This window comes from Rhodococcus sp. NPDC057297, from assembly GCF_042667435.1.
GTDB lineage: Bacteria > Actinomycetota > Actinomycetes > Mycobacteriales > Mycobacteriaceae > Rhodococcoides.
In genome coordinates, this window is sequence record NZ_JBHUZE010000012.1 from 82,325 (window position 1) to 104,690 (window position 22,366).

Consider the following 22,366-nt stretch of genomic DNA (forward strand, 5'->3'; position numbering starts at 1 on the left):
TGTCAGTTCTCCGCTCCAGCGGCGCGCCGCTGTGCTTTGCCGAGCACGCTCACGAGGAAGCGCGCGGTGATGAACACGAGGATCCACAGCAGGAACATGTAGGTGCTGCCGCGGGAGTAGTCGAGGTTGATGATCGAGTCCTCGAACGCACCGATCTGCAACGAACGGGTCGCGACACCCGGCCCACCGGCCGTCAGAACCCATGGCACGTCGAAGAACTTGAGGTTGTCCATGAAGCGGAAGATCACCGCGACGAGGATGTACGGCCACAGCATCGGCAACATGAGCCGGCGGAACATGTAGAACCAGCTCGCGCCGTCGACCTCGGACGCTTCGAACGGTTCCTTCGGCAGGGAACGGATGCCGGCGAGAACGAGAATCGCGACGAACGGCGTGAAGATCCACAGGTCGACGAGGATCACCGAGAACAGCGCGTTCTGACTGCTCAACCAGTCGAACGTGTTGCCCAATCCCAGAACGTGATTCAGCACACCGAACTGCGGGTTGAACATCAGCTTCCACACCACCGCGGCGATCACCGGCGCGATCATCAGCGGAAGGATCAGCACCTTCTCGAAGATGCGGCCGACGATCGACGACCGGTTGAGCAGCAGCGCGATGATCACGCCGATGACGGTCTCCACGATGGTCGCCACCACTGCGAACGTGCCCGTGACGCGCACGCTCGACCAGAACTGCGCGTCACCGAGAACGCTGGCGTAGTTGGCGAAGCCGACGAACACCGGGTTCGGGTTCACGGCAGCGTAGTTGAGGAACGAGTACCACGCGCCGACGAAGAACGGGTACAGAATTCCGACGACGATCAGGACGGCGGGAACCGACAACAGATACGGACGCAGCCGACGACGCCACCGCGGCACCTCGGGCTTGGCCGTGGAACCCGGAACAGGCGCGCCCGTCGAACGCGAAGGCTCAGTGCGCGTGGCCATGACCTACCTCTTTCTGAAAAGTCATCACAGGTTCACCTTCGAGGTGTTGGTTTTCGCCAGCCCGTCGAGCCGGGACTGAGCATCGTCGCCGCCGTAGATGTCCTGGAGTGCCGACGCCCAGTTCTGCGTGGTGTCGAAGAACTTCTTCTGCGGAGTGAACTGGATCTTCGACTGGTCGATCACGGTCTCGAACGTCTCGAGATAACCCGCTTGGTCGGCGACCTGGTCCTTGAAGACACCGTCGAACACGGACTTGCGGACCGGGTCGGCGTAGATCCCGCCCTGAACAGCCTTCGACATCGCTTCCTTGCCCGTGGCCCACTGCATGAACAGCCAGGCTGCGTGCTTGTTCTTCGACATCGAGTTCATCGCGAGCGACCACGTCCACAGGTTCGTGGCGTAGCTGCCGTCGGGACCTGCAGGACCGGGGTACCACCCGATGTTGCCTGCCTGTGCCGACGCACCCGGCTTGTTCTTCGGGTAGGTCGCGCTGTCGGCGTCGAACACCATCATGGCTTTACCGTCACCGAGATCACCGGTGGCGTTGGGGTAGTCGTAGGACGTCCACGACGTCGGTCCGGCCTTGTGCTGCATCTCGATCCACTTCTCGGTGAACGCAACTGCCTTCTCCGAGTTCATTCGGGCCTGCAACTCGCCGTTCTCGAAGACGTAGTCCTGCGCACCTTCACGCGTGAACTGGGTCATGAAGCCGGGGTGAATCGTCGCCCACGACTTGGATCCGCGAGTCGCGATTCCGTAGCGGTTCTGCGAACGATCGGTGAGGTCGATGGCCAGCTGCACGAAGTTGTCGAAGGTGTCCGGCAGGGTGATGCCGTTGTCGTCGAAGAACTTCTTGTTGTAGGCGACGACATTGTTCTCGAATCCCCACGGCAACGCCCACTGACCACCGGTGCCGAGCGGTGAGCCCTGCTCGAAATCCCAGCTGGTCGACGTGCGCAGACCCTCGTAGATGTCCTCGAAGTCGTACTCGGCGCTGGTGGCCGAACTGTTCTGCAACCAGGGGTTCAAGTCCTCGAGCCATCCGGGCGGACCGTACTGCCAGATGAAGTACGCCCCCAGCATGAAGACGTCGTGCTTGCCTGTACCGCCGGCAAGTTCGGTGTTGAGCTTGGTGAAGTAGTCCGCCTCGGGCACCAGGTCCGCGTTGACGGTGATGCCGGTCAGCTGTTCGAACTCGGCGAGCAGCGGTTGGAACGACTGCTGGTACGGGTGCGGGGTCTGCAGAATGTTGAGGGTCGTACCCTCCACGGCCTTCCAATCGAACGACCCGCTCACCTCGCCGGCGCCGTTGACGGCGTTCACGCCACCTCCGACTCCGCAGGAGGACAGAATCGGCACCGACGCTGCAGCGACGCCTGCCAGTCCCATCGCGCGGAGCATGTCCCGCCTCGAGAATTGACGATAAGTCATGGGTAAGTCTCCAAAGTGCTTCGTGCAGGAGCGAATCAGGACGGGATCAGCGAAACCTTGACCGACTCTGCGCCGCTTCCGACGAGGTCGAGGCCCTTCTGGAAGTCGGAGAGCGGTAGTTGGTGGGTGCAGATCTTGTCCATCGGCAGCACGCCGGACTCGATCATGCGGATGGCCGCCGGCCAGCAGTACGGGCCGAGATGCGCGCCGAGGACGTCGAGTTCCTTGTCGTCGGAGATGATCGACCAGTCGACCGTGACATCGCTTCCGAAGACGCCGTATTCGACGTACGTGCCGAGTTTGCGAAGCAGGTTGAGCCCCTGCGGAACCGCAGTGGGATGTCCTGTCCCTTCGAGGTAGACGTCGGCGCCGTAGCCGTCGGTGAGGTCCTTGACGATCTTCTCGGCATCCTCGTTGCGGATGTCGATGACGATGTCGGCGCCGCATTCCTTCGCGAGCGCCAGCTTCTCCGGCTGCATGTCGAGCGCGATGACGTGTGCCGGGCTCTTGGCCCGTGCGCCGGCGATCATGCCGAGTCCGATCGGGCCGCAACCGGCAACGACGACGACGTCGTCGAACGTGATTCCCGCCCGCTCGACGGCGTGCAGCGAGCAGGAGAGGGGTTCGGCGAATGCTGCATGCGCGGCCGGGATGTCCTTGGACACCTTGTGTACCAATGCCTCTGCGGGGTACACCATGTAGCTGGCCATGGCGCCGGGAGTGCGACGCTTGAATCCGTACAGGTCGTGCGGCGCACACATGTGGTACTGGCCGCGCAGACAGAATCGGCACTCCCAACACGGCACGATCTGCTCGGACACCACACGGTCACCGACCGAGACGTTCCACCTGGCCGACGCCTCGTCGTCGATCACGACGATCTCACCCACGAACTCATGGCCGGGAATGACGTCGGTCTCGGCCCATGCGGGTCGGTTCTCGTCGCCCCAGAACTTCGCCGCGCCGTGGTAGCACTTCAGGTCGCTTGCGCAGATCCCGACGGCCTCGACGCGGACCAGGGCTTCGCCGGGGCCGGGTACCGGTACCGGCACTTCCTCGAGCCGGTAGTCCTCCGGCCCGTGGCAGACCACGGCCTGCATCTTCTCCGGGATTGTCGTGTCCGGCATCTAAGACTCCTCGTTCAGCAGTTTCGTGTCCGCGCGGTCGTCGCGGGTGAGGCGAGACATTGCCTGTCGGCGATGTGTTGGCGCTCACATTAACGAAGAGGTATACATATGTCCAGAACGAATGTTCAGCAATTCAAACTCCGTGCACATATGTTCAATGGGATACTTCGGCCATGGCGATCACCGGATCTGCGAGCGAGAACCCCCTGTCCGGCCAGTCGGCCGACGGGAGCCATTTCGCGCCCACGCTGCTCTACACCGCGGCCAAGCTCTACTACGACGAGGACGCCACCCAGGCCGAGGTCGCCGCCAAGCTCGGAACCAGCCGCGCGACGGTCAGCAGACTCCTCTCCGAGGCGCGGCGCCAGGGCATCGTTCGTATCGAGGTCGTGCCGCCGAGCAACTATTCGCAGGACGATCTGGCCGAGAGCGTTGCGTCCGCACTCGGCCTCGAGTACGTCTACCTGTCGGCGCCCCTGCCCCCGGCCACGCCGTCGAAACCGACGGTCGATCTCATGGGTCGTTACCTTGCTCCTGCAGTGTCCAAGGCGCTCGCTGCGGTCGGGCTCGTCCCCGGCGACATCCTGTTGGTCTCCTCGGGAAGAACCGTGTACGAGGTGGCCCAGTTCGACCTGGACAGAATCCCGGGAATTCTGGTCGCTCCGACCGTCGGCGGCAACGACCAGCCCGAGGAGTGGTACCAGACGAACGAGATCACCAGACTGATCTCCAACAAACTCGGCGGACGAGCCAACTACCTGTTCGCACCCGCACTTCCCGGTGCCGATCTGTACTCGATCATCCACTCGGACCCGGCGATTCAACGCGTGCTCGAACTCTGGCCCCAGGCCCGGTGCATACTGATGGGAGTCGGGGCACCTCCCCTACTGCGCTCCGACATCCCCCGCTTCGTCCCGACCGATTCCGCATCACTGCGAGACTCTGTCGGCGACGTCTGCTCGCGCTTCTACGACCGCGACGGAAACTCCGTCGAGTTCCCCGGTTCCGATCGCCTGATCGCGGTGGAACTGGATGCACTGCAGAAGATTCCGGTGGGAATCGCGGTGGCAGTCGGGTCGGACAAAGTGGTGCCGATCATCAGCGGCGCGCGAGCGCACTTCTTCAACCGACTCGTCACGGACCCGGCGACCGCACAGGACATCCTTTCCAACATCACGACACTCGACGAGGAAGACACGGCATGACACCTACGATCGACCGATCCACGACTCATGACCTCGACGGCAAACGCGTGCTGATCACGGGCGCAAGTCGCGGTATCGGCGCCGACATCGCGCAGACGTTCGCCGCGGCAGGTGCGCGCCTCGTTCTTTCCGGTCGAGATCGCGAATCGCTCGAAAGCTTCTCTCGCACACTCGACACCGAGACCGCGATCGTCGTCGCAGACCTGTCGACAGCAGTGGGTCCGGACACGCTCGCGGAGGACGCCGCGAACGCGTTCGGCGGGATCGACGTACTCGTCAACAACGCCGGAATCTCCTACCCGGAAACGGTGGACGCACTCGACACCGCGCACTTCGACGAGGTGATCCAGGTCAACCTGAGAGCCCCGTCGTTGCTCGCAGCGCGTATCGGCCGAGCGATGGCCGACGGCGAGGGTGGATCCATCGTCACCGTCGCATCGGCCGCGGCGCTACGACCACTCCCGGAGCACTACGCGTACTGCACGTCCAAAGCCGGACTCATCATGGCCACCAAGGTGCTCGCGCTCGAACTCGGCGGGCGAGGCGTCCGGGCCAACTCCGTCTGCCCCACAGTGGTCCTCACCGACATGGGCCAGAAGGTATGGGGCGACCCGGTGAAGTCCGCACCGATGCTCGCGCGGATCCCCTCCGGCCGATTCGCCGAGCCGTCGGAGGTGTCGGCGACTGCACTGTGGTTCGCCTCCGACGCGTCGGCGATGATCAATGGAATCGACATCCCGGTCGACGGCGGTTACCTGGTCAGTTGAGCGCCCGCGTGCACGATCTCTCGCGTCGCCGGGTAGAGCTGGAGCCAACTGGCATACAGGTCGTCGTACAGGGCTCGGTGTGCGGGATTCGGCGGGACCTCGGATGCCACGGTGGCCCAGTCGGTCTCCGGCGGCACCTCCCCCACGCCGATCGCCGCGAGCAGGCCATCACCGTAACTTGCGCCGATGGCCTGCTCGGTGACGAGCTGGGTCTGCCCGGTGATGTCGCTGAGCGCCTGCGCCCACACCGGACTCCGCAACCCTCCGCCGACGGCGACGGCTCGATTGACCGGCGTGGCTGCGTCGTCGAACATCTCCAGAATCTGCCTGATACCGAAGGAGATTCCCTCGTACGCGGCCCGGAAGATGTGTCCCCTACCGTGCCTCAGGGTCAGTCCTGCCATCACTCCGCGGGCGTCGGCGTCGAACACCGGCGTTCGCTCGCCTGCGAGGTAGGGCAGGACCAACAATCCCTCGGCCCCTGCCGGAACAGCCGATGCCTCACGCATCAGCTCCTCGAAAGGCGCTCCACCGGTGAGCGTCTGAAGCCATGTGGTCAGTGAGCCGGCGGTGGATGTGCCCGCCGCGAGTGCGTACGTACCTGCCTGCACTCCCGTGGTGGTCCACAGCGCCGGATTCGTGTGGTAGTCCGCCAACACTTGGACGAGAAACATCGTCGATCCGTACATCAACATCAGATCGCCCGGATGCCGCACTCCCACACTGAATGCCTCGGCGTACGCGTCGACGGTTCCTGCCACCACGGGCGTGCCGACCGGAATACCGGACGCAGCGCTGCCGCGCGCATCGACATGCCCGACGACCTCACTCGGCCACGCCAACCGTGGCACCTCGAGTCCGCCCAGAATCCGGTCGAGCCAGTCCGCGTTCCAACCGAATTCACGAACCGAGTACAGGGGATCGCACTGACTCGCGGTGTGATGGTCCTGCACGTACTCACCGGTGAGCTTGGCGACGATGTAGGAATTGGATCCGAACCACCGTCTCGCGCGGTCGAACGCCTGGGGTTCGTTCTTGCGAACCCACTCGATCTTCGGCCCCACTGCCTGACTGGACAACGATTTACCACATCGCTCCAGAATGGCATCTGCACCGAAATGGTCTGTCAATTCTTCGATTTCGCGAGACGCCCGTGAATCGATCCCGTACAGGATGGCCGGCCGCACCGGACGCAGTTCGGAGTCGGTGAGCACGAGGCACGGCCCGACCCCGCTGATACAGACACCCGCGACCTCCGAACCCGACGGAACACGGCTCATCAGTGCCGACGCGATGGCACAGACGTCGCTCCACCAGACCGCATCCGCATCCACTTCCGCCCAGCCCGGGTGCGGTAACGACATCTCGTGGGCCCGCTGCTCCGACGCGAGAACCTCTCCGTCGGCGGTGACGAGGACGCCCTTGCTACTGCCGGTGCCCATATCGATTCCCACGAACAACTTCACGATTGCAACACTAACGGAGCACCTCGGCCGGTGGGACCGGTAAGCGCGCATCTTCGATTACCGACGCATCGCCGCACAGGGCATCATTGCTGTTCGTGGCAGAGCCGACCCGATCGACACCGAACGCACTCCAACCGATCCTCGCGGGCATCGTTGCCGCGCTCGTCGGATTCACCAGTTCGTTCGCCGTGGTGCTGACCGGTCTTCGCGCGGTGGGCGCGTCGCCGACGGATGCAGCGTCGGGACTGCTGGTGATCTGTGTGACTCAGGCTCTCGGGATGATCTACCTCGCCCGGCGATATCGCCAACCCATCACCCTTGCGTGGTCGACGCCCGGTGCTGCACTACTTGCCGGGACCGGGGCAGTGTCCGGCGGATGGCCCGCTGCCGTAGGCGCGTTTCTCGTCGTCGGCGCATTGGTGATCACCACCGGGCTGTGGCCGCGTCTCGGTACGCTGATCACGTCGATTCCGACACCTCTCGCACAGGCGATGCTCGCGGGCGTCCTGTTACCGCTGTGTCTGAAACCGGTGACCGCATTCGCCGCTTCACCCGGAGCGATTGCACCGGTCATCGTGGTCTGGCTCGTGCTGCAGCGTTACTCCCCGCGGTGGGCCGTTCCCGCCGCTTTCGGTACCGCAGCCGTCGTCATTACCGTCGATGTCGCTGTCGCGCAGCGCATTCCCCCTGCATCGGACTTGATTCCGCACGTCGCCTTCACCGCGCCGGACTGGACATGGCAGGCGATCGTCGGGATCGCGCTCCCGCTCTACATCGTCACCATGGCATCGCAGAACATCCCGGGCGTCGCTGTCATGAAGTCCTATGGCTACGACGTACCCTGGCGGCCCGCGATGGGGGTCACCGGCCTGGGAACGATGGTGGGTGCACCGTTCGGCGGGCACGCCGTCAACCTCGCGGCCATCAGCGCGGCATTGGCCGCGGCGCCGCAAGCACACCCCAACCCCGAACGTCGCTGGATAGCGGCATCATCTGCAGGCTGGTTCTACCTTCTCCTCGCTGCTTGTTCGGCCGCCGTGGCAACCCTCGTGTCCGTCGCGCCTGCCGGCGTGGTCGAAACCGTTGCCGGACTGGCGTTGCTGGGCACCCTCGCCGCCTCGCTCGCCGGCGCCCTGAAAGACGAGAACGGGAGGGAATCGGCCGTCCTGACGTTCGTGATCGCGGCGTCGGGCATCGGCATCTTCGGTATCGGCTCCGCGTTCTGGGCGTTGGTCGTCGGCCTCGTCGTTCGCTGGGTTCTCAGCCGAGGCCGATAGAGTCAGCACCCATGACCGCCTCCGCCGGCCAGCGAGCCGAACGCAACACCGCCGCCGAGTACCCGGCCCTCTGGCCGATCGCCACACGGTGGGACGACAACGATCACTACGGGCACGTCAACAACGTCACCTACTACTCGTACTTCGACACCGCGGTGAACGGTTGGCTGATGCACACCACGGGCGTGGACATCAGGGCTCTGGATGCCATCGGTGTGGTCGCCGAGACGTCGTGCAAATACCACAGCGAGTTGTCGTTCCCCGACGCCCTGCAGGTCGGCCTGTCGGTCGAGAAACTGGGCACCCGCAGCATCGTCTACGCATTCGCTCTGTTTCGCGAAAGCCCGGGCGACGAACTGCAGTTGGCAGCCACCGGTCGATTCGTCCACGTGTACGTGGACTCGCAGACCCGCCGCCCCGTCGCCATTCCCACCGAGATCGAAGCCGCCGCCCGCACTCTTGTGGCCGGGAGTGGAGCCGGCAGGAACGACCCCAGCTAGACCGGGAGTGGAGCCGGCAGGAACGACCCCAGCTAGACCGGGAGTGGAGCCGGCAGGAACGACCCCAGCTAGACCGGGTCTGACTAGGCGGAGATTTCAGAGGCCGATGTCGTCGGCAGTGCTGAGAGCCCGGGCGACGATGTCGTCGATCAGGGTCGTCGTGGGAGAACCGGCGTTCGCGCGGTTGCGGGCATCGGCTTCTGCTCGTCGCATGACGCCCTCGGCGATGATGGACAGCTTCCACAGCGCGAGCACCTGCCAGAATCCGACGGCTGTGACGTCGCGACCCGTCTTCGCTGCGTAGTCGGCCGTCAATTCCTGTCGAGTCGGGAATCCGGGCAAGGTCGAGGCCATGAACGGCCCCGCGACGGCGTCGCCCGCTTCCGGCCAGTAGGCGAGGAGCCCGCCGATGTCTGCGAGTGGATCACCGAGCGTGCACAGTTCCCAGTCGACGACGGCCACGACGTCGCCTGTGGTGGGCGATGTGATCACGTTGTTGAGATGGAAGTCGCCGTGCACCAACGTCAGTTCCCGTTGATCCGGGATGTTCGCTGCGAGACGCTCGGCGAGAGTGTCGATTGCCGGTACTTCACGCGTCTGCGTGTGCTGCCATTGTGTTCGCCAGCGCTTGAGCTGACGCTCGGCGTACGGCTTGTGGCTGGCCAGGTCGGTGAGGCCGACGCTGTCGAGGTCCACCCGGTGAATGCTCGCGAGCGCGCTTGTCATGCTGGATCCGACGGCCCGGCGAATGTCCGGTGCGGTCGCCTCGGCTTTCTGCATCGAATCCAGGACGATGCCGTCCACGTAACTCATCAGCACGAGGGGCACATCGGAAACGTGTGGGTCTTCCGTCACCGCGATCATCTTGGGCACCGGAACTCCGGTGTTCTGTAGGGCGCTGAGGATCTTGTATTCCCTGACGACGTCGTGAGCGGAGGCCAACAATGTCCCGAGTGGCGGTCGCCGCAGTACCCAGCGACTACCGCTTGCGTCGGCGACCGAGTAGGTGAGGTTGGATTGCCCGTTTCCGACTCTGTCGAACGTCAGTGGGCCGACTGCACCGATGCCGAGACCTCCGATCCATTCGGAGACGGCGTCGAAGTCCACACCTGTCGTCATACGCTCCCGATCCTTTCTCTTGCGAATCAACGCTCGTCACTGTCGCATGGACTGTGCGCATCCGAGCGCAGATTCGCCGAACCTCCAGGCCGAAAGCGGTAATGCGACGAACGACGCCGCGGACGCACCCATTCGGGCGTCCGCGGCGTCGAGCGTGTTGCGCGGTACTTCTCAGCTGGCCTTCGGCAGGTCCGTGTCGGCGGCTGCGTCACCACGGACGGCGGGGGCGGTCTCGGCGGCGCCGGTGTCCATGACATCGCGCCTGGCGGCGACCTCGTCCACGTCTCCGACGAGAAGTGCCACCAGAGCGTCGGGCTCGCTCATCCACGCCAGGGACATCGTGCGCATCTCCGACGGTGAGAAAAGCCCGCTCATACGAAGGGCGTCGATCCATTCGGCGACGGCATCCGACGTAGCCGTCGGAATGGACTCGCGGTCGAGGCGAGCTACCTCGAACTCGCACGAGAAGAACGCGCGCATCATCTCCAGCTGAGAAGAGGACAGCGGCGCCGAATCGTCTGCGGCGTCCAGCACTGTCGGCGTCGCGTCCGCAAGATCCTGGCGGGTGTGTGCGAGGGTCATGATGTCTCCTTCGATCGGCGTCGCTGTGCGGTGCCCGGTCGGCCGCTCGGCCCAACCGTCTCGGCACCGTTCTCAGATCGTTACGAAGAGATTTGTAACGAATTTGCACTCCTGTCCGATTCATCGAAACTACGCTTCCGCTCGGTTGTGTCGCCAGACCAAACCGAATGATGTGATAAGCGTCACATCGCTTGCCGGCATCCGGCGACTATCCAGCTACGAATGCGTTCCAAGATCGTTCTTCCACGACCTCTCACGGCGCGCTCGACGGAAACAACCAGGTAGCGTGCGTGCAGTGATCGACAAGGCCGCAATCTCGACATCCACGGCCCGCCGCGCCCGCGCCGCCGTTTTCGGAGTATTCGCCGTCAACGGCTTCCTCTTCGCTATCTGGGTCGTCCATATTCCGACCGTCGAGCGTCAGGTGGGCATCTCGCACGCCACCCTCGGATCGCTGCTCCTCGTCTTGGCGGGCGGGGCGATCGTGGGAATGCAGGCAGCCGGCCCACTGGCCGACCGATACGGAAGTTATCGAATCGTTACCTTCGCAGGAGTGCTGCTGTCCATCGCAGTCGTGGGTCCGGCTCTCGCCACGAACGCCGCCACCTTGGGTGTAGCGCTGTTCGTGTTCGGCATCTTCAACGGCGCTCTCGACGTGTCCATGAACTCTCAGGCGGTCGATGTCGAGCGCGCCTACGCACGACCGATCATGTCCGCATTCCACGCCCTGTTCTCGGTCGGTGGTGTCGTGGGCTCACTCGTGGGAGCCGCCACCCTGTCCGTGGACATCCCGATTCTGTGGACCACGATCGGCGCGGCAGCCTTCGGCATCGGTGTGTTGGCCTGCTGCCGCCCGTTCCTGGTCCCCCGCACTTCACCGCACACCGAGGGCTCCGAAGCCGACGGTTCCGCGCGGGGCCGATTCTCGCCGCGCGTCCTGGCGCTCGGAGCCTTGGCGTTCGCCCTCCTCCTGTCCGAAGGGGTCGCCAACGACTGGAGCACGTTGCAGGTGAAGGAGCACCTCGCCACGTCGGACAGCACCGCAGCTCTTGCCTTCGGATTCTTCGCGACGATGATGACCGTCGGCAGGTTCTGTGCGGATCGAGTCAGCGCGCGCTTCGGCCCTGTCGCGGTGGTCAGGTACGGCAACGCGATCGCGGCAGCGGGAATGGCTCTGGTCTTGGTCTCGGACGTGCTGCCGCTGACGCTCGCCGGATGGGCGTTGTTCGGCCTCGGATTGTCCGGCAGCGTTCCGCAGATCTTCACCGCCGCAGGCAACCTCGGAGGCGGCGCGGCCACCAACATGTCTCGCGTCGTCGGAATGGGATACGTCGGGCTGCTGGCCGGGCCTGCGATCGTCGGCTGGATCGCCCACTTCGTGTCCCTGACCTCGGCGATGGCCGTCCCGTTGGCGCTGACGATCGTCGCTGCAGCCTCCGCGGGAACTGTTCGACCGCGCACGGTGTTGCCCGAACTGGATTGACGGAACCTTCACACCGCACGCTCAGAGTCGTACGGCATCCTCGTAGCCGAAGGACAGGCGTGCGGACAACGCAGTAGTACTACAAGGGGCGACACGAAGGGGGTGTTGTAGGCAGTGAGTGCCGACACCGACAGCATGGAATTGGTGGAACTCGAGGGCATCGAGATCGACCACGACGCACTGGCTCGCAGCAGGCGTTTGATGGCACGGCTCGTCGCGGTAGCCGGGCTGCTGGGGGTACTGGCCGTGGTACTCGTGGTGCTTCCGCTCGCGGGTGTGACGTATCCGTATTCGCGGGCGCTGATTCCCAGCTTGGACGGACCAGCGAACGCACTGCTCGAGTCGTTCGGAGTCACCCCCGTTCTGGTCGCGGTGGCCGGCCTGACGGTGGTGTCGCTGATTCGTAAGCTGCCCTACGGGATCGGTGCCGTCATCGCCCTCGTACTCGGTGCGTCTCTGACGACGGCAGCGGTGCGGTCGTGGGCCGACGGCTGGGTACCGGCGTCGGCGCTGCCGAACGGGTATGTGACGGCGTGTGCATCGCTGGTGTGCGCGGCGACGCTCGTCGCGAGTGCGCGGTTCCTGCCGATGGTGTGGGGACTCGGCGCGGTTGCAGCGGCGACGGTGTCCGCGGCGGCCGTCATCGGCGGGTCGGCGACAGTCGTCGGCATCGTGACGACAGTGGCCATCGTGACCGCGTGGTGGGCGGGGTCGTCCGCAGTCATGTTGTACTCGCCCGTCGCTGCCGAGCGTGAGGCCCAGAATCCGTTCGACACCGCTGCTCTCGCGCTGCGACGACTGCGCTGAAAACGCCGAGTGCCCGGTGACCGTGTCAGGCCACCGGGCACTCGCACCGAAGAACGAACTACAGAGTATCGAACTACAGAGCTTTGAGCTCCTCGATCACCGAGTTGACGGACTTCTTCGCGTCCCCGAACAGCATCGAGGTGCGATCGGCGGTGAACAGCGGGTTGTCGATACCGGCGTAGCCCGAGCTCATCGACCGCTTGAGCACGATCACCGACCGCGACTCGTCGACGTTGAGGATCGGCATGCCGTGGATCGGGCTCGACGGGTCGTTGCGCGCCGCCGGGTTGGTGACGTCGTTGGCGCCGATGACGATGGTGACGTCGGTGCGGTTGAACTCGCCGTTGATGTCGTCCATTTCCTTCATCGCGTCGTACTCGACGTCGGCTTCGGCGAGCAGGACGTTCATGTGCCCCGGCATACGGCCGGCGACGGGGTGGATCGCGTACTTGACCTCGACGCCCTTGCTCTCGAGGATCGACGCCATGTCCTTGACGGCGTGCTGGGCCTGCGCGACGGCGAGGCCGTACCCGGGTACGACGATGACCTGTGATGCGTACGCCATCTGGATCGCCGCATCCGCTGCCGACGTCGACTTGACCGTGCCACCCGATGCGTCCGCGCCCGGACCGGCATCGGTGCCACCGCCACCGAACGACCCGAACACGATCGCCGGAATGGACCGGTTCATCGCCGTCGCCATCAGGTTGGTCAGGATCGAACCGGATGCGCCGACGATCATGCCTGCCACGATCATGGCCGTGTTGTTCAGCGCAAGACCGGCAGCCGCTGCGGACAGCCCGGTGAGTGCGTTGAGCAGTGAGATCACGACGGGCATGTCCGCGCCGCCGATCGGGAACACCACGAACAGCCCCATCAGCCCGGCTGCGACGAGCACCAGGACGATGAACCACACCGAGGTGCCCTCACCCGGAGTCGACTTGACACCGATGTAGATCGCCACCGCCACGGCGAGGACGAGCAGCACGATGTTGGTGAGCTGGAAGATGCGCGCATTCTTCACGAACGCCTTCTCGACGTTCTTGTTCAGCAGTTCCTGCAGCTTCAGGAACGCCACGAGCGAACCCCAGAACGACACCGAACCGATGACTGCGGCGAACAGCGATCCGACGACGATGTGCACTGTCGGCTCTTCACCGTGCTGGAACGCCGAGAACCCGTCGGTCTCGATGAACTCCGCCCACGCGATGAGCGCGACGGTGCCGCCGCCGACGCCGTTGAACAGCGCCACCAGCTGCGGCATGGCCGTCATCTTGGTGCGCTTGGCCGGCGGAACGCCGAGCAGAACACCGATCGCGAGACCGGCGGCGATGAGAATCCAGTTGATCGCGGCGGCGTCGCGCACCTCGATCAGGGTCGCGACGACGGCGATACCCATACCGACAGCGGCGATCCAGTTACCGCGGACGGCGGTCTTCGGGCCCGTCAAGCCCATCAGACCGTAGATGAACATCGCGAACGCAACGATGTAGAGAATGTTGACGAGGTTGTTCATCAGGAGTCAGCGCCCTTCTCGACAGCCTTGGCGGGCACGGGCTTGGACTTGAACATGCTGAGCATGCGGTCGGTGACCAGGAAGCCGCCGACGACGTTGAGCGTGCCGAAGATCAGCGCGACGAACGCGATGATCCGCACACCCCACGACGCATCCTCGGGCAGACGGCCGAGCACGATGAGCGCGCCGAGCACGACGATCCCGTGAATGGCGTTGGTGCCGGACATCAACGGCGTGTGCAGAGTGTTGGGAACCTTGGAAATGACAGCGAAGCCGACGAAGCCCGCCAACACGAGAATCGCGATGTTCGCGAGAAGAGCGGTGTACATCAGCTCTCAGCCTTTCTGGTGACACAGGACTGCGCGATGACCTCGTCGGAGAAGTCCGGCGTGAGTGCGCCGTTCTCGTCGAGCAGCAGTTCCAGCAGTGCGGACACGTTCTTCGAATACAACTCACTGGCGTGCTCGGGCATCGTGGCCGGCAAGTTGAGCGGCGAGGCGATGGTGACGTCGTGCTTGACGACGGTCTGGCCGGGCTCGGTCAGCTCGCAGTTGCCGCCGGTCTCACCGGCGAGGTCGACGACGACACTGCCGGGCTTCATGCCCTCGACAGCGGCGGCCGTCACCAGACGCGGCGCCGGACGACCCGGCACCAACGCGGTGGTGATGACGACGTCGAAACTCTTGATCGCTTCTTCGAGTGCCTGCTGCTGCTGAGCACGCTCGTCCTCGGTCAGCTCACGTGCGTATCCGCCCTCACCGGCGGCGTCGATCCCCAGATCCAGCCACTGCGCACCGACGGAACGAACCTGATCGGCCACCTCCGGGCGCACGTCGTAACCGGTGGGCCGGCCGCCGAGACGCTTCGCCGTCGCCAACGCCTGCAGACCCGCGACACCGACGCCGAGAACCAACACGGTCGCCGGTTTGACCGTGCCCGCGGCGGTGGTGAGCATCGGGAAGAAGCGCGTCGATTCCGACGCAGCCAACAGAACGGCCTTGTACCCGGCCACGTTGGCCTGCGAAGACAATGCGTCCATCACCTGTGCGCGGGAGATACGCGGGATCGCCTCGACCGCGAACGCCTGCACCCCGGCGGCAGCGAGTGCGTCGATCTTGTTGTCGGCGTTACGCGGCGCCAGGAATCCGATCAACGTCGAACCCGACGACAACTTCGAGATCTCCGCATCCGTCGGCGGGGCGACCTTCACCACCACGTCGGCGGACCACGGGTCCCCGATCGTTGCGCCGGCCGCGGCATACAGCTCATCCGGAATCAACGCTCCCGAACCCGCACCGGACTCGACTACGACCTCGACACCCTTACCGATCAGCGACGCGACCACCTTGGGCACCAAGGCCACTCGGCGCTCGCCGTCCACGGACTCACGCACGACACCGACACGTGTCGTCCTGCTCTCTGTGCTCTGCGATGTTTCCAATTCTCCGACTTTCGTATGTTGAATGGCGCCCGTGGTACGGCGAACGGGGGTAACCGCGCGGCAAACAGGCAAAGCCCAGCGTCAAGGCACAAGGTCCCTGATGATAGCCAAATGAGGCAGACCTCAGGTAACCCAGACCACATCTGCGGTCTGTTCTGAATCGAATCCGACGCGCCCCGACGTGCAACCCTTCCATTTGCGGTGACGGACATCACAGTGGCAAAGTCGGCGCCCACCTACAGTTGCGGCGTGAACAACTGCGTGTTCTGCGCCATCGTCGACGGCGATGCACCGTCGGTCCCCGTGTACGACGACGACGATGTCGTGGCGTTTCTCGACATCAGACCGATCACCCGCGGCCATCTACTGGTGATCCCGAAGAGACATTCGCAGGACCTCGAGACTCTGGACCCACACCTGGGCGGCGCACTGTTCGCCGCTGGGCAACGGCTGTCTCGCGCTATCAGGCGGTCGGATCTCCGGTCGGACGGCGCCAACCTCGTCCTCAACGACGGCAAAGCCGCCTTCCAGACCGTGTTCCACACGCATCTTCATGTCGTACCGCGATGGACCGGTGACACACTGCGGTTCGTGACGGGCTTCGTGACGCGACGGCTGAAGAATCCCGAGGCGACGGCGTCGGCGATCAGGACGGGTTTGACGCGTTTGGACGAGGAAGAGTCCACATGAAGCTGTTTCTGGCGTCGTACCGGTTCGGCGCGCACGTCGACGAATTTCTCGCCCTGACGTCCGGTCCGGGTCGCGTCGCCGTGATCGCGAATGCCGCGGATGCGTGGCCGGCCTCGGCGCGGCAGTCTGCCGCAGTCAGCGAACTGCGGAGCCTGAGCGAACTCGGTTACGTCGCCGAGGAACTCGACCTCCGCCGATTCCGGACCGACCGCGACGCGCTCCGCCGAGAACTCGACGCCGTCGATACGGTCTGGATCCGCGGGGGCAACACGTTCGTGCTGCAAGCTCGGCTCGAGATGGCGGGCGCCGACGGCGAGATCGCCTCGCGTGTGCGGGACGGTTCCCTCGTGTTCGCGGGGTACAGCGCAGGCGCGTGTATAGCTTCACCGTCGCTTCGGGGGGTGGAGTCGGCCGACGATCCGGCGGACGTCGAGGCGGCCACCGGTCGGGCTGCATCGTGGACCGGACTGGGTCTGACCGACCACTCGTTCGTCCCGCATTTCGGGTCGATTCTGGACGAGGAGGGTGCCGCGCAGGCCATGGTGTCGAGGTTCGAGCGCGAGAACGTCCCGTACCTGACGCTGACCGACGAGCAGGTCGTCGTGGTGGACGGCGATCGCTTCGAGCGTCTCTAACCGAACTGTGCGATCGGGGCCAGCCGGTCCAGCGAGATCCACGCCATTTCGCACCGACGACGGGTCACTTCGTCGGCGTCGAGCAGAAGCATGTCCAGCAGCATCTTGGGCCGTCGCTTCCACGCCTGCTGCGCATCGGCGACGGTGGCGCGCTCGAACAATCCGGACTGCGCGAGTGCGGTGACCCATTCCTGGACGTCTCCGCGGTGGATCGCCTCGATGCTGTCGTAGTCGACTCCGCCGTCCTGGAATTCGTACGAGAACATCGCAGCGACGTGGTTCCACGACTTCTGTTTCGGCTCCATCATTTTCGGGCCTCCTCGCTGACACATGGGCCGACGGTGTGTGCCACTCCCGGCCCTGGACGGACCTGACGACCCGCCTTCGCAGGACGCTAGACCCCGCAGCTACAACATTGCGTTGCGTGCGCGCATCGATCAGGTAACAGAAGTGACTGAAGTTACTGGTGTGACTCACCTCGGCCGTGTGCAACGACATCCAGCACGCGACTCGGTAGGCTCCACAACCGTGTGGAAGCGGGCAACCATCATCGGCGCGGTAGCAGCAGTGACTCTTGCCGCCGGATGCTCCGGTTCCGACGACTCCGACAACGGCGCGTCGCCCACGACGGAGTCGGACTCCGCACAGACCGAAGAACTGTTCGTCGGAGAATGCGGTTCGCTGACCGACGACGAACTGATGTCCATCACCGGCGTCCGCGGGCTCGCCTCGTCGTCCAAGAACGCTGTTCGCTGCCGATGGGACGCCGTCGATACCGGTGCATACGCGATGTTCACCTGGTACCGAGGAAGCCCGATAGACCGCGAACGCACCGTCGCCGGCCAGATGGGACGCGAGATCGGCGTCATCGACGCCGACGGGCACCCGGGGTTCACCGCACGGGGAAGCGACGCGTCGTGCGAGGCAGGCGTCGAGTCCGGCGACGGCTTCCTGCACTGGTCTCTCAACTACGTCTACGCCGCACCACCTCGCGACAGTTGCGACGTGGTCGAGGACCTCGTGCGCGCAACCGTCGAGAACGCGAGATAGGCACTGCCATGAGACGTCGAAATTCCCTGGCCGCGGCCGCAGCGGCACTGTCTCTACTCGTCGGCGGCTGCAGCACGACCGTCTCGGGAACTCCCGTCGCGCAGGGCGCGGGCGACGTCGACACCGAATTCGACAAACTGCTGCAGGAATGTGTCGCCGTTCCGGACGACAAGATCGCCGAGTCGGTCCAGGCGGACGCTGTGAGCCAGTACTTCTTCGGTGCCGTCTGCATGTGGTCGGGATCCGGCCCGTCGGGGCTGATCGACGTCACGTTCGCCTGGTACGAGGACAACTCGCTGGGCCGCGAGCGCGAGCTGTCCGAAAAACTCGAGTATTCGGTGGAGCCGGTCACTGTGGGCGGGGCGAGCGCCTTCCTGTCCAGACGGCCGGGCGACCCCGCGTCCTGCGGCATCACCGCGTCGTACTCCGGCACCATCACCTGGTGGGTTCAGTACCGATCCGGAACGGTCGATCCGTGCGCCGGAGCCACCAGGCTCGCCGAACTGACACTGCAACGCAATACGTAGCCGACCGAATTCTCTCGGTTTCAATCAACTCCGGTTCATTCCGCAGGCTCCACTTCTAGTCTGGGGTGATGACCGACCTGACCGAACTGCACCGCGCGCTCCCCGAGGGATCCGTCATCGTCGATCCCGACATCACCGAGGGATATCGACGAGATTGGGCGAAGGACCCCGATGCCGGATCACCGCTGGCTGTCGTGCGCGCAACCTGCACCGCCGACGTGCAGGCCGTCATGAAGTGGGCCACCGCGCATCGCGTCGCGGTGGTTCCCCGGGGCGCCGGTTCCGGATTGTCCGGCGGTGCAACCGCCGTCGACGGCGGAATCGTGCTCACGACCGAATCGATGCGGGACATCCACGTGGACCCGGTGACGCGTGTGGCCGTGACCCAGCCCGGTCTGCTCAATGTCGAGGTCAAGAAGGCCGCCGCCGAGCACGGCCTGTGGTATCCGCCCGACCCGTCGTCGTTCGAGATGTGTTCCATCGGCGGCAACGCAGCCACCAATGCAGGCGGTCTGTGCTGCGTGAAGTACGGCGTGACCACCGACTACGTGCTGGGCCTCGAAGTGGTCCTCGCCGACGGCACAGCGGTACGTCTCGGTGGCCCTCGGCTGAAAGATGTTGCGGGACTGTCTCTGACGAAGCTGTTCGTCGGCAGCGAAGGCACCCTCGGGATCATCACGGAGATCACTGTTCGACTGGTCCCCGCGCAACCGCCCGCGAGCACCGTCGTCGCATCGTTCTCCTCGGTGCGCGACGCGACGACGGCGATTCTCGCGATCACCCGAAATCTCCGTCCGTCGATGCTCGAGTTCATGGACCGTGCGTCGATCGGAGCGGTCGAGGACGCGATGAAGATGGGACTGGATCGGGGTGCGGCCGCGATGCTCATCGCCCGTTCGGACTCCCCCGGCGCCGATCGCGGACGGGAAATCGACATCATGGCCTCGGCATGCACCGAAGCAGGGGCGTCCGACGTGTTCACCACCGACGATCCCGACGAGGGTGAAGCCTTCGCTGCAGCACGGCGATTCGCGATCCCTGCGGTGGAACGGATGGGTAGCCTCCTGCTCGAGGACGTCGGGGTTCCATTGCCGGCGCTCCCCGACCTGGTCGAAGGCATCGAGAGGATCGCGGAGAAGTACGAGGTCCTCGTCGCGGTCATCGCACACGCAGGCGACGGAAACACCCACCCTCTGATCGTGTTCGACCCGGCCGACGCGGACATGGAGCGACGCGCGAACATCGCGTTCGGCGCGATCATGGATCTCGCGATCTCGCTGGGCGGCACGATCACCGGTGAACACGGAGTCGGCAGGCTCAAGAAGGCCTGGCTGCCCGATCAGGTGGGCGAGGACGTCATGAAGCTGACTCAGCGAATCAAGTCCGCACTCGACCCCGACGGCATCCTCAATCCCGGAGCCGTTCTCTAGTCGAGAGCGGCGGCGCACTCGTCGGCGACGGTCAGGACATCGTCGAGAATCTCCAGGCCCTGTCGGAGTTCGTCCTCGGTCGTCGTCAACGGTGGCGCGATCTGAATTCTGTTGCCCGCCATGAACGGCCACAGGCCGCGCGCTTTCGCCGCTGCGGTCACCTTCCCCATGGGTTCGGCATCCTTGCCCGACGCCGCGAACGGCACCAGCGGATCACGTGTCTGCCGATCCTTGACCAGTTCCACAGCCCAGAAGAACCCCCGACCTCTCACTTCCCCGACACTCGGATGGGACTCGGCGAGCTTGGCCAGTCCGGCGCCGAGTACGTCGGCGCCGACGCTTCGGACGTAGGGCAGAATTCCGTCGCGTTCGAACACTTCGATGGATGCCACACCGACCGCACAGGCCAGCGGATGCCCCGAGTACGTCAACCCGCCCGGGTAGGGCTTGTGATCGAATTTCGACGCGATGGCTTCGGAGATGACGACGCCGCCCAGCGGGACGTAGCCGGAATTGATTCCTTTCGCGAACGTGATCAGGTCGGGCTCGACGTCCCAGGCCTGGCAGGCGAACCATTCTCCGACCCGGCCGAATCCGACCATGACCTCGTCCGCGATGTAGACGATGCCGTACCGGTCGCACAGTTCGCGCACCCCCGCGAGGTAACCCGGCGGCGGCACCAGGACACCGTTGGTACCGACGACGGATTCGAGGATGAGGCCCGCGATGTTCCCCGCGCCCTCGAGCTCGACGACCTGTTGCAGATGGGCCAGCGCCGCTGCGGTCTCGTCCTCGGGAGTCGTTGTACCCCAGGGTGACCGGTAGGGGTACGGCCCGAAGAAGCGGACGACGTCGACGTTGGTCGGTTCGGTGCCCCACCGCCTCGGTTCTCCCGTCAAGCCGATGGCCACGCCGGTTCCGCCGTGGTACGAGCGGTACGCGGCCAGCATCTTGGTCCGGCCGGTGTGCTGGCGGGCCAGGCGCACAGCATGCTCGACGGCTTCTGCTCCTCCGGTGGTGAAGAAGACTCGGTTCAGATCGCCCGGTGCTCGCGCCGCGACGAGAGCTGCGAGCTTGCTCCGGGTGGAGTTGGCGACCGTCGGGGAGATCGTCGTCAGCACACGGGCTTGGTCGACGATCGCCGCCACGAGATCCGGGTGCTGATGACCGAGGTTGACGTTGACGAGTTGCGACGAGAAGTCGAGGTATCGATTTCCCTTGTCGTCCCAGAACCAGGACCCTTCGCCGCCGTCGACGGTGATCGGGTTCAACTCGGCTTGCGCCGCCCAGGAGTAGAACACGTGGTCCATCTACTTGCCGCCTTCCTCCGACCCGACGGATGCAGTCGTCGCCCCTGCCAGATCCGGGATGACGTGCTCACCGTAGGACTCCAGTGTCGCCGATTTGGCGTCGTGCTGGAGGTACACCGAGAACTGGTCGACGCCCAGCGCTTCGAGCGCCTTCAGCTTGGCGACGTGCTCGTCGGGGCTGCCCAGGATGCAGAACCGGTCGATCACGTCGTCGGGCACGAACTCGGCGTGCGAATTCCCGGACTTACCGTGCTCGTTGTAGTCGTACCCGGTGCGTGCAGCGATGTAGTCGGTCAACGCAGCAGGTACACCCCCGCCGTCGTTTCCGTATCGGGCCACGATGTCCGCGACGTGGTTGCCCACCATTCCCCCGAACCATCGGCACTGATCACGCGCATGTGCGAGTGCGCCCGCGCTGCCGTCGGTCACGTAGGCAGGTGCTGCGACACAGAACTTGATCGACGACGGATCCCGTCCTGCAGCGTCCGCGGCGGCCCGGACTCGCCCGATCGTCCACGACGCGATGTCCGGGTCGGCGAGTTGCAGAATGTACCCGTCGGCGACTTCCCCGGTGAGGTCGAGCGCCTTGGGGCCGTACGCGGCAACCCATATTTCGAGAGTCGATCTGGTCGCCCAGGGAAATCGGACGATGGTGTCACCGAGCGACACCGACCGGCCGTTGGCGAGCTCGCGGATGACGTGGATGGACTCACGCAACTGGGCGAGCGTCGTCGGCTTTCCGCCGAGGGTGCGAACCGCCGAGTCACCTCGACCGATTCCGCAGACCGTACGGTTGCCGAACATGTCGTTGAGCGTGGCGAACGTCGACGCCGTCACCGTCCAGTCACGGGTGGCGGGATTGGTCACCATCGGCCCGACGACAACCCTCCTGGTTTCCGACAGGATCTGGCTGTGAATGACGTACGGCTCCTGCCACAGCAGGTGAGAATCGAACGTCCAGACATGCGAGAAACCATGCGTCTCAGCGCGTCTCGCGAGGTCCACGACGCGTGATGCAGGCGGTGTGCACTGCAACACGACTCCGATGTCCAT

Annotated in this window: 23 protein-coding genes; 11 read left to right on the forward strand and 12 right to left on the reverse strand. The window is 64.8% G+C overall.

From position 1 onward, the window contains the following. Positions 1 to 2 precede the first annotated feature (2 nt). The 3 genes from ACFULT_RS25725 to eltD all read right to left on the reverse strand — a co-directional run bounded on the left by ACFULT_RS25725 (position 3) and on the right by eltD (position 3,508). A complete protein-coding gene (locus ACFULT_RS25725; RefSeq protein ID WP_019667188.1) occupies positions 3 to 950 on the reverse strand; it encodes a carbohydrate ABC transporter permease in 948 nt (315 codons plus the stop codon). Between the two features lie 24 nt (positions 951 to 974). Continuing rightward, positions 975 to 2,351, reverse strand: coding sequence for an ABC transporter substrate-binding protein (locus ACFULT_RS25730; RefSeq protein WP_020113133.1), 1,377 nt, complete (start codon positions 2,349 to 2,351; stop codon positions 975 to 977). 65 nt (positions 2,352 to 2,416) lie between these two features. Further along, the gene (eltD, locus tag ACFULT_RS25735) at positions 2,417 to 3,508 is read right to left on the reverse strand and encodes an erythritol/L-threitol dehyrogenase (protein WP_037104577.1); all 1,092 of its coding nucleotides are present in this window, start codon (positions 3,506 to 3,508) and stop codon (positions 2,417 to 2,419) included. A 173-nt stretch (positions 3,509 to 3,681) separates the two neighbouring features. Between eltD and ACFULT_RS25740 the strand changes: the two genes are divergently transcribed. Continuing rightward, a complete protein-coding gene (locus ACFULT_RS25740; protein WP_378482905.1) occupies positions 3,682 to 4,713 on the forward strand; it encodes a sugar-binding transcriptional regulator in 1,032 nt (343 codons plus the stop codon). Beyond that, a complete protein-coding gene (locus tag ACFULT_RS25745; protein WP_378482906.1) occupies positions 4,710 to 5,480 on the forward strand; it encodes an SDR family NAD(P)-dependent oxidoreductase in 771 nt (256 codons plus the stop codon). The genes ACFULT_RS25740 and ACFULT_RS25745 overlap by 4 nt, the downstream gene beginning before the upstream one ends. On the opposite strand, the gene ACFULT_RS25750 is transcribed toward ACFULT_RS25745, so the two are convergent. Further along, a complete protein-coding gene (locus ACFULT_RS25750) occupies positions 5,465 to 6,946 on the reverse strand; it encodes an FGGY-family carbohydrate kinase (RefSeq protein WP_378482907.1) in 1,482 nt (493 codons plus the stop codon). The two genes, ACFULT_RS25745 and ACFULT_RS25750, sit on opposite strands and share 16 nt — an antisense overlap. An 86-nt stretch (positions 6,947 to 7,032) precedes the next feature. Between ACFULT_RS25750 and ACFULT_RS25755 the strand changes: the two genes are divergently transcribed. Beyond that, positions 7,033 to 8,223 (forward strand): benzoate/H(+) symporter BenE family transporter, encoded by a 1,191-nt coding sequence (locus tag ACFULT_RS25755; RefSeq protein ID WP_378482908.1) that lies wholly within the window; start codon positions 7,033 to 7,035, stop codon positions 8,221 to 8,223. Between the two features lie 11 nt (positions 8,224 to 8,234). Then, the gene (locus ACFULT_RS25760) at positions 8,235 to 8,723 is read left to right on the forward strand and encodes an acyl-CoA thioesterase (RefSeq protein ID WP_378482909.1); all 489 of its coding nucleotides are present in this window, start codon (positions 8,235 to 8,237) and stop codon (positions 8,721 to 8,723) included. Between the two features lie 96 nt (positions 8,724 to 8,819). On the opposite strand, the gene ACFULT_RS25765 is transcribed toward ACFULT_RS25760, so the two are convergent. Next, complete coding sequence (locus tag ACFULT_RS25765; RefSeq protein ID WP_378482910.1) at positions 8,820 to 9,842, reverse strand: phosphotransferase family protein; 1,023 nt, start codon at positions 9,840 to 9,842, stop codon at positions 8,820 to 8,822. Between the two features lie 171 nt (positions 9,843 to 10,013). Further along, positions 10,014 to 10,424 carry a hypothetical protein gene (locus tag ACFULT_RS25770; RefSeq protein WP_094720975.1) on the reverse strand — a complete coding sequence of 137 codons (411 nt, stop codon included), beginning with the start codon at positions 10,422 to 10,424 and terminating at the stop codon, positions 10,014 to 10,016. Between the two features lie 286 nt (positions 10,425 to 10,710). Here ACFULT_RS25770 and ACFULT_RS25775 point away from each other — a divergent pair, with 286 nt between their 5' ends. After that, positions 10,711 to 11,907, forward strand: coding sequence for an MFS transporter (locus tag ACFULT_RS25775; protein ID WP_378482911.1), 1,197 nt, complete (start codon positions 10,711 to 10,713; stop codon positions 11,905 to 11,907). A gap of 114 nt (positions 11,908 to 12,021) precedes the next feature. Next, positions 12,022 to 12,714 (forward strand): hypothetical protein, encoded by a 693-nt coding sequence (locus tag ACFULT_RS25780; RefSeq protein ID WP_037104552.1) that lies wholly within the window; start codon positions 12,022 to 12,024, stop codon positions 12,712 to 12,714. A 73-nt stretch (positions 12,715 to 12,787) separates the two neighbouring features. Here the strand turns inward: ACFULT_RS25780 and ACFULT_RS25785 are convergent, their stop codons facing one another. From ACFULT_RS25785 to ACFULT_RS25795, 3 genes are read right to left on the reverse strand one after another with little or no spacing between them, the layout of a single operon-like run. Next, on the reverse strand, positions 12,788 to 14,230 hold the full coding sequence (locus ACFULT_RS25785; protein ID WP_037104549.1) for an NAD(P)(+) transhydrogenase (Re/Si-specific) subunit beta: 1,443 nt from the start codon (positions 14,228 to 14,230) through the stop codon (positions 12,788 to 12,790). After that, complete coding sequence (locus ACFULT_RS25790; RefSeq protein WP_020113126.1) at positions 14,230 to 14,559, reverse strand: NAD(P) transhydrogenase subunit alpha; 330 nt, start codon at positions 14,557 to 14,559, stop codon at positions 14,230 to 14,232. The genes ACFULT_RS25785 and ACFULT_RS25790 overlap by 1 nt, the downstream gene beginning before the upstream one ends. Then, entirely contained in the window at positions 14,559 to 15,671 is a 1,113-nt protein-coding gene (locus ACFULT_RS25795) for a Re/Si-specific NAD(P)(+) transhydrogenase subunit alpha (RefSeq protein WP_037104542.1), read from the reverse strand. Before ACFULT_RS25795 ends, ACFULT_RS25790 begins: the two co-directional genes overlap by 1 nt. A 249-nt stretch (positions 15,672 to 15,920) precedes the next feature. Here ACFULT_RS25795 and ACFULT_RS25800 point away from each other — a divergent pair, with 249 nt between their 5' ends. Continuing rightward, positions 15,921 to 16,361, forward strand: coding sequence for an HIT family protein (locus tag ACFULT_RS25800; RefSeq protein WP_378482912.1), 441 nt, complete (start codon positions 15,921 to 15,923; stop codon positions 16,359 to 16,361). Further along, positions 16,358 to 16,996, forward strand: a complete 639-nt coding sequence (locus tag ACFULT_RS25805; RefSeq protein WP_378482913.1) for a Type 1 glutamine amidotransferase-like domain-containing protein — start codon at positions 16,358 to 16,360, stop codon at positions 16,994 to 16,996. Before ACFULT_RS25800 ends, ACFULT_RS25805 begins: the two co-directional genes overlap by 4 nt. Here the strand turns inward: ACFULT_RS25805 and ACFULT_RS25810 are convergent. Next, the gene (locus ACFULT_RS25810; protein ID WP_037104534.1) at positions 16,993 to 17,304 is read right to left on the reverse strand and encodes a hypothetical protein; all 312 of its coding nucleotides are present in this window, start codon (positions 17,302 to 17,304) and stop codon (positions 16,993 to 16,995) included. The genes ACFULT_RS25805 and ACFULT_RS25810 overlap by 4 nt on opposite strands. Positions 17,305 to 17,524: 220 nt before the next feature. Between ACFULT_RS25810 and ACFULT_RS25815 the strand changes: the two genes are divergently transcribed. The 3 genes from ACFULT_RS25815 (at position 17,525) to ACFULT_RS25825 (ending at position 20,003) form a co-directional block, all read left to right on the forward strand. Then, the gene (locus ACFULT_RS25815; protein ID WP_241483597.1) at positions 17,525 to 18,046 is read left to right on the forward strand and encodes a DUF3558 domain-containing protein; all 522 of its coding nucleotides are present in this window, start codon (positions 17,525 to 17,527) and stop codon (positions 18,044 to 18,046) included. 8 nt (positions 18,047 to 18,054) lie between these two features. Beyond that, positions 18,055 to 18,573 carry a DUF3558 domain-containing protein gene (locus tag ACFULT_RS25820; RefSeq protein ID WP_378482914.1) on the forward strand — a complete coding sequence of 173 codons (519 nt, stop codon included), beginning with the start codon at positions 18,055 to 18,057 and terminating at the stop codon, positions 18,571 to 18,573. A 68-nt stretch (positions 18,574 to 18,641) separates the two neighbouring features. Continuing rightward, positions 18,642 to 20,003, forward strand: a complete 1,362-nt coding sequence (locus ACFULT_RS25825; RefSeq protein WP_037104525.1) for an FAD-binding oxidoreductase — start codon at positions 18,642 to 18,644, stop codon at positions 20,001 to 20,003. Here the strand turns inward: ACFULT_RS25825 and ACFULT_RS25830 are convergent. Continuing rightward, a complete protein-coding gene (locus ACFULT_RS25830) occupies positions 20,000 to 21,313 on the reverse strand; it encodes an aspartate aminotransferase family protein (protein WP_378482915.1) in 1,314 nt (437 codons plus the stop codon). The genes ACFULT_RS25825 and ACFULT_RS25830 overlap by 4 nt on opposite strands. Further along, positions 21,314 to 22,366 (reverse strand): TIGR03842 family LLM class F420-dependent oxidoreductase, encoded by a 1,053-nt coding sequence (locus ACFULT_RS25835; RefSeq protein ID WP_037104519.1) that lies wholly within the window; start codon positions 22,364 to 22,366, stop codon positions 21,314 to 21,316.

Excerpts from the sequence above, each read along its gene's own strand:
- eltD (WP_037104577.1), bottom strand. The coding sequence starts at position 3,508 with ATGCCGGACACGACAATCCCGGAGAAGATGCAGGCCGTGGTCTGCCAC.
- ACFULT_RS25805 (WP_378482913.1), top strand. The coding sequence starts at position 16,358 with ATGAAGCTGTTTCTGGCGTCGTACCGGTTCGGCGCGCACGTCGACGAA.
- ACFULT_RS25725 (WP_019667188.1), bottom strand. The coding sequence starts at position 950 with ATGGCCACGCGCACTGAGCCTTCGCGTTCGACGGGCGCGCCTGTTCCG.
- ACFULT_RS25785 (WP_037104549.1), bottom strand. The coding sequence starts at position 14,230 with ATGAACAACCTCGTCAACATTCTCTACATCGTTGCGTTCGCGATGTTC.
- ACFULT_RS25760 (WP_378482909.1), top strand. The coding sequence starts at position 8,235 with ATGACCGCCTCCGCCGGCCAGCGAGCCGAACGCAACACCGCCGCCGAG.
- ACFULT_RS25770 (WP_094720975.1), bottom strand. The coding sequence starts at position 10,424 with ATGACCCTCGCACACACCCGCCAGGATCTTGCGGACGCGACGCCGACA.
- ACFULT_RS25730 (WP_020113133.1), bottom strand. The coding sequence starts at position 2,351 with ATGCTCCGCGCGATGGGACTGGCAGGCGTCGCTGCAGCGTCGGTGCCG.
- ACFULT_RS25790 (WP_020113126.1), bottom strand. The coding sequence starts at position 14,559 with ATGTACACCGCTCTTCTCGCGAACATCGCGATTCTCGTGTTGGCGGGC.
- ACFULT_RS25740 (WP_378482905.1), top strand. The coding sequence starts at position 3,682 with ATGGCGATCACCGGATCTGCGAGCGAGAACCCCCTGTCCGGCCAGTCG.
- ACFULT_RS25835 (WP_037104519.1), bottom strand. The coding sequence starts at position 22,366 with ATGGACATCGGAGTCGTGTTGCAGTGCACACCGCCTGCATCACGCGTC.
- ACFULT_RS25820 (WP_378482914.1), top strand. The coding sequence starts at position 18,055 with ATGAGACGTCGAAATTCCCTGGCCGCGGCCGCAGCGGCACTGTCTCTA.
- ACFULT_RS25830 (WP_378482915.1), bottom strand. The coding sequence starts at position 21,313 with ATGGACCACGTGTTCTACTCCTGGGCGGCGCAAGCCGAGTTGAACCCG.
- ACFULT_RS25765 (WP_378482910.1), bottom strand. The coding sequence starts at position 9,842 with ATGACGACAGGTGTGGACTTCGACGCCGTCTCCGAATGGATCGGAGGT.
- ACFULT_RS25825 (WP_037104525.1), top strand. The coding sequence starts at position 18,642 with ATGACCGACCTGACCGAACTGCACCGCGCGCTCCCCGAGGGATCCGTC.
- ACFULT_RS25810 (WP_037104534.1), bottom strand. The coding sequence starts at position 17,304 with ATGATGGAGCCGAAACAGAAGTCGTGGAACCACGTCGCTGCGATGTTC.
- ACFULT_RS25745 (WP_378482906.1), top strand. The coding sequence starts at position 4,710 with ATGACACCTACGATCGACCGATCCACGACTCATGACCTCGACGGCAAA.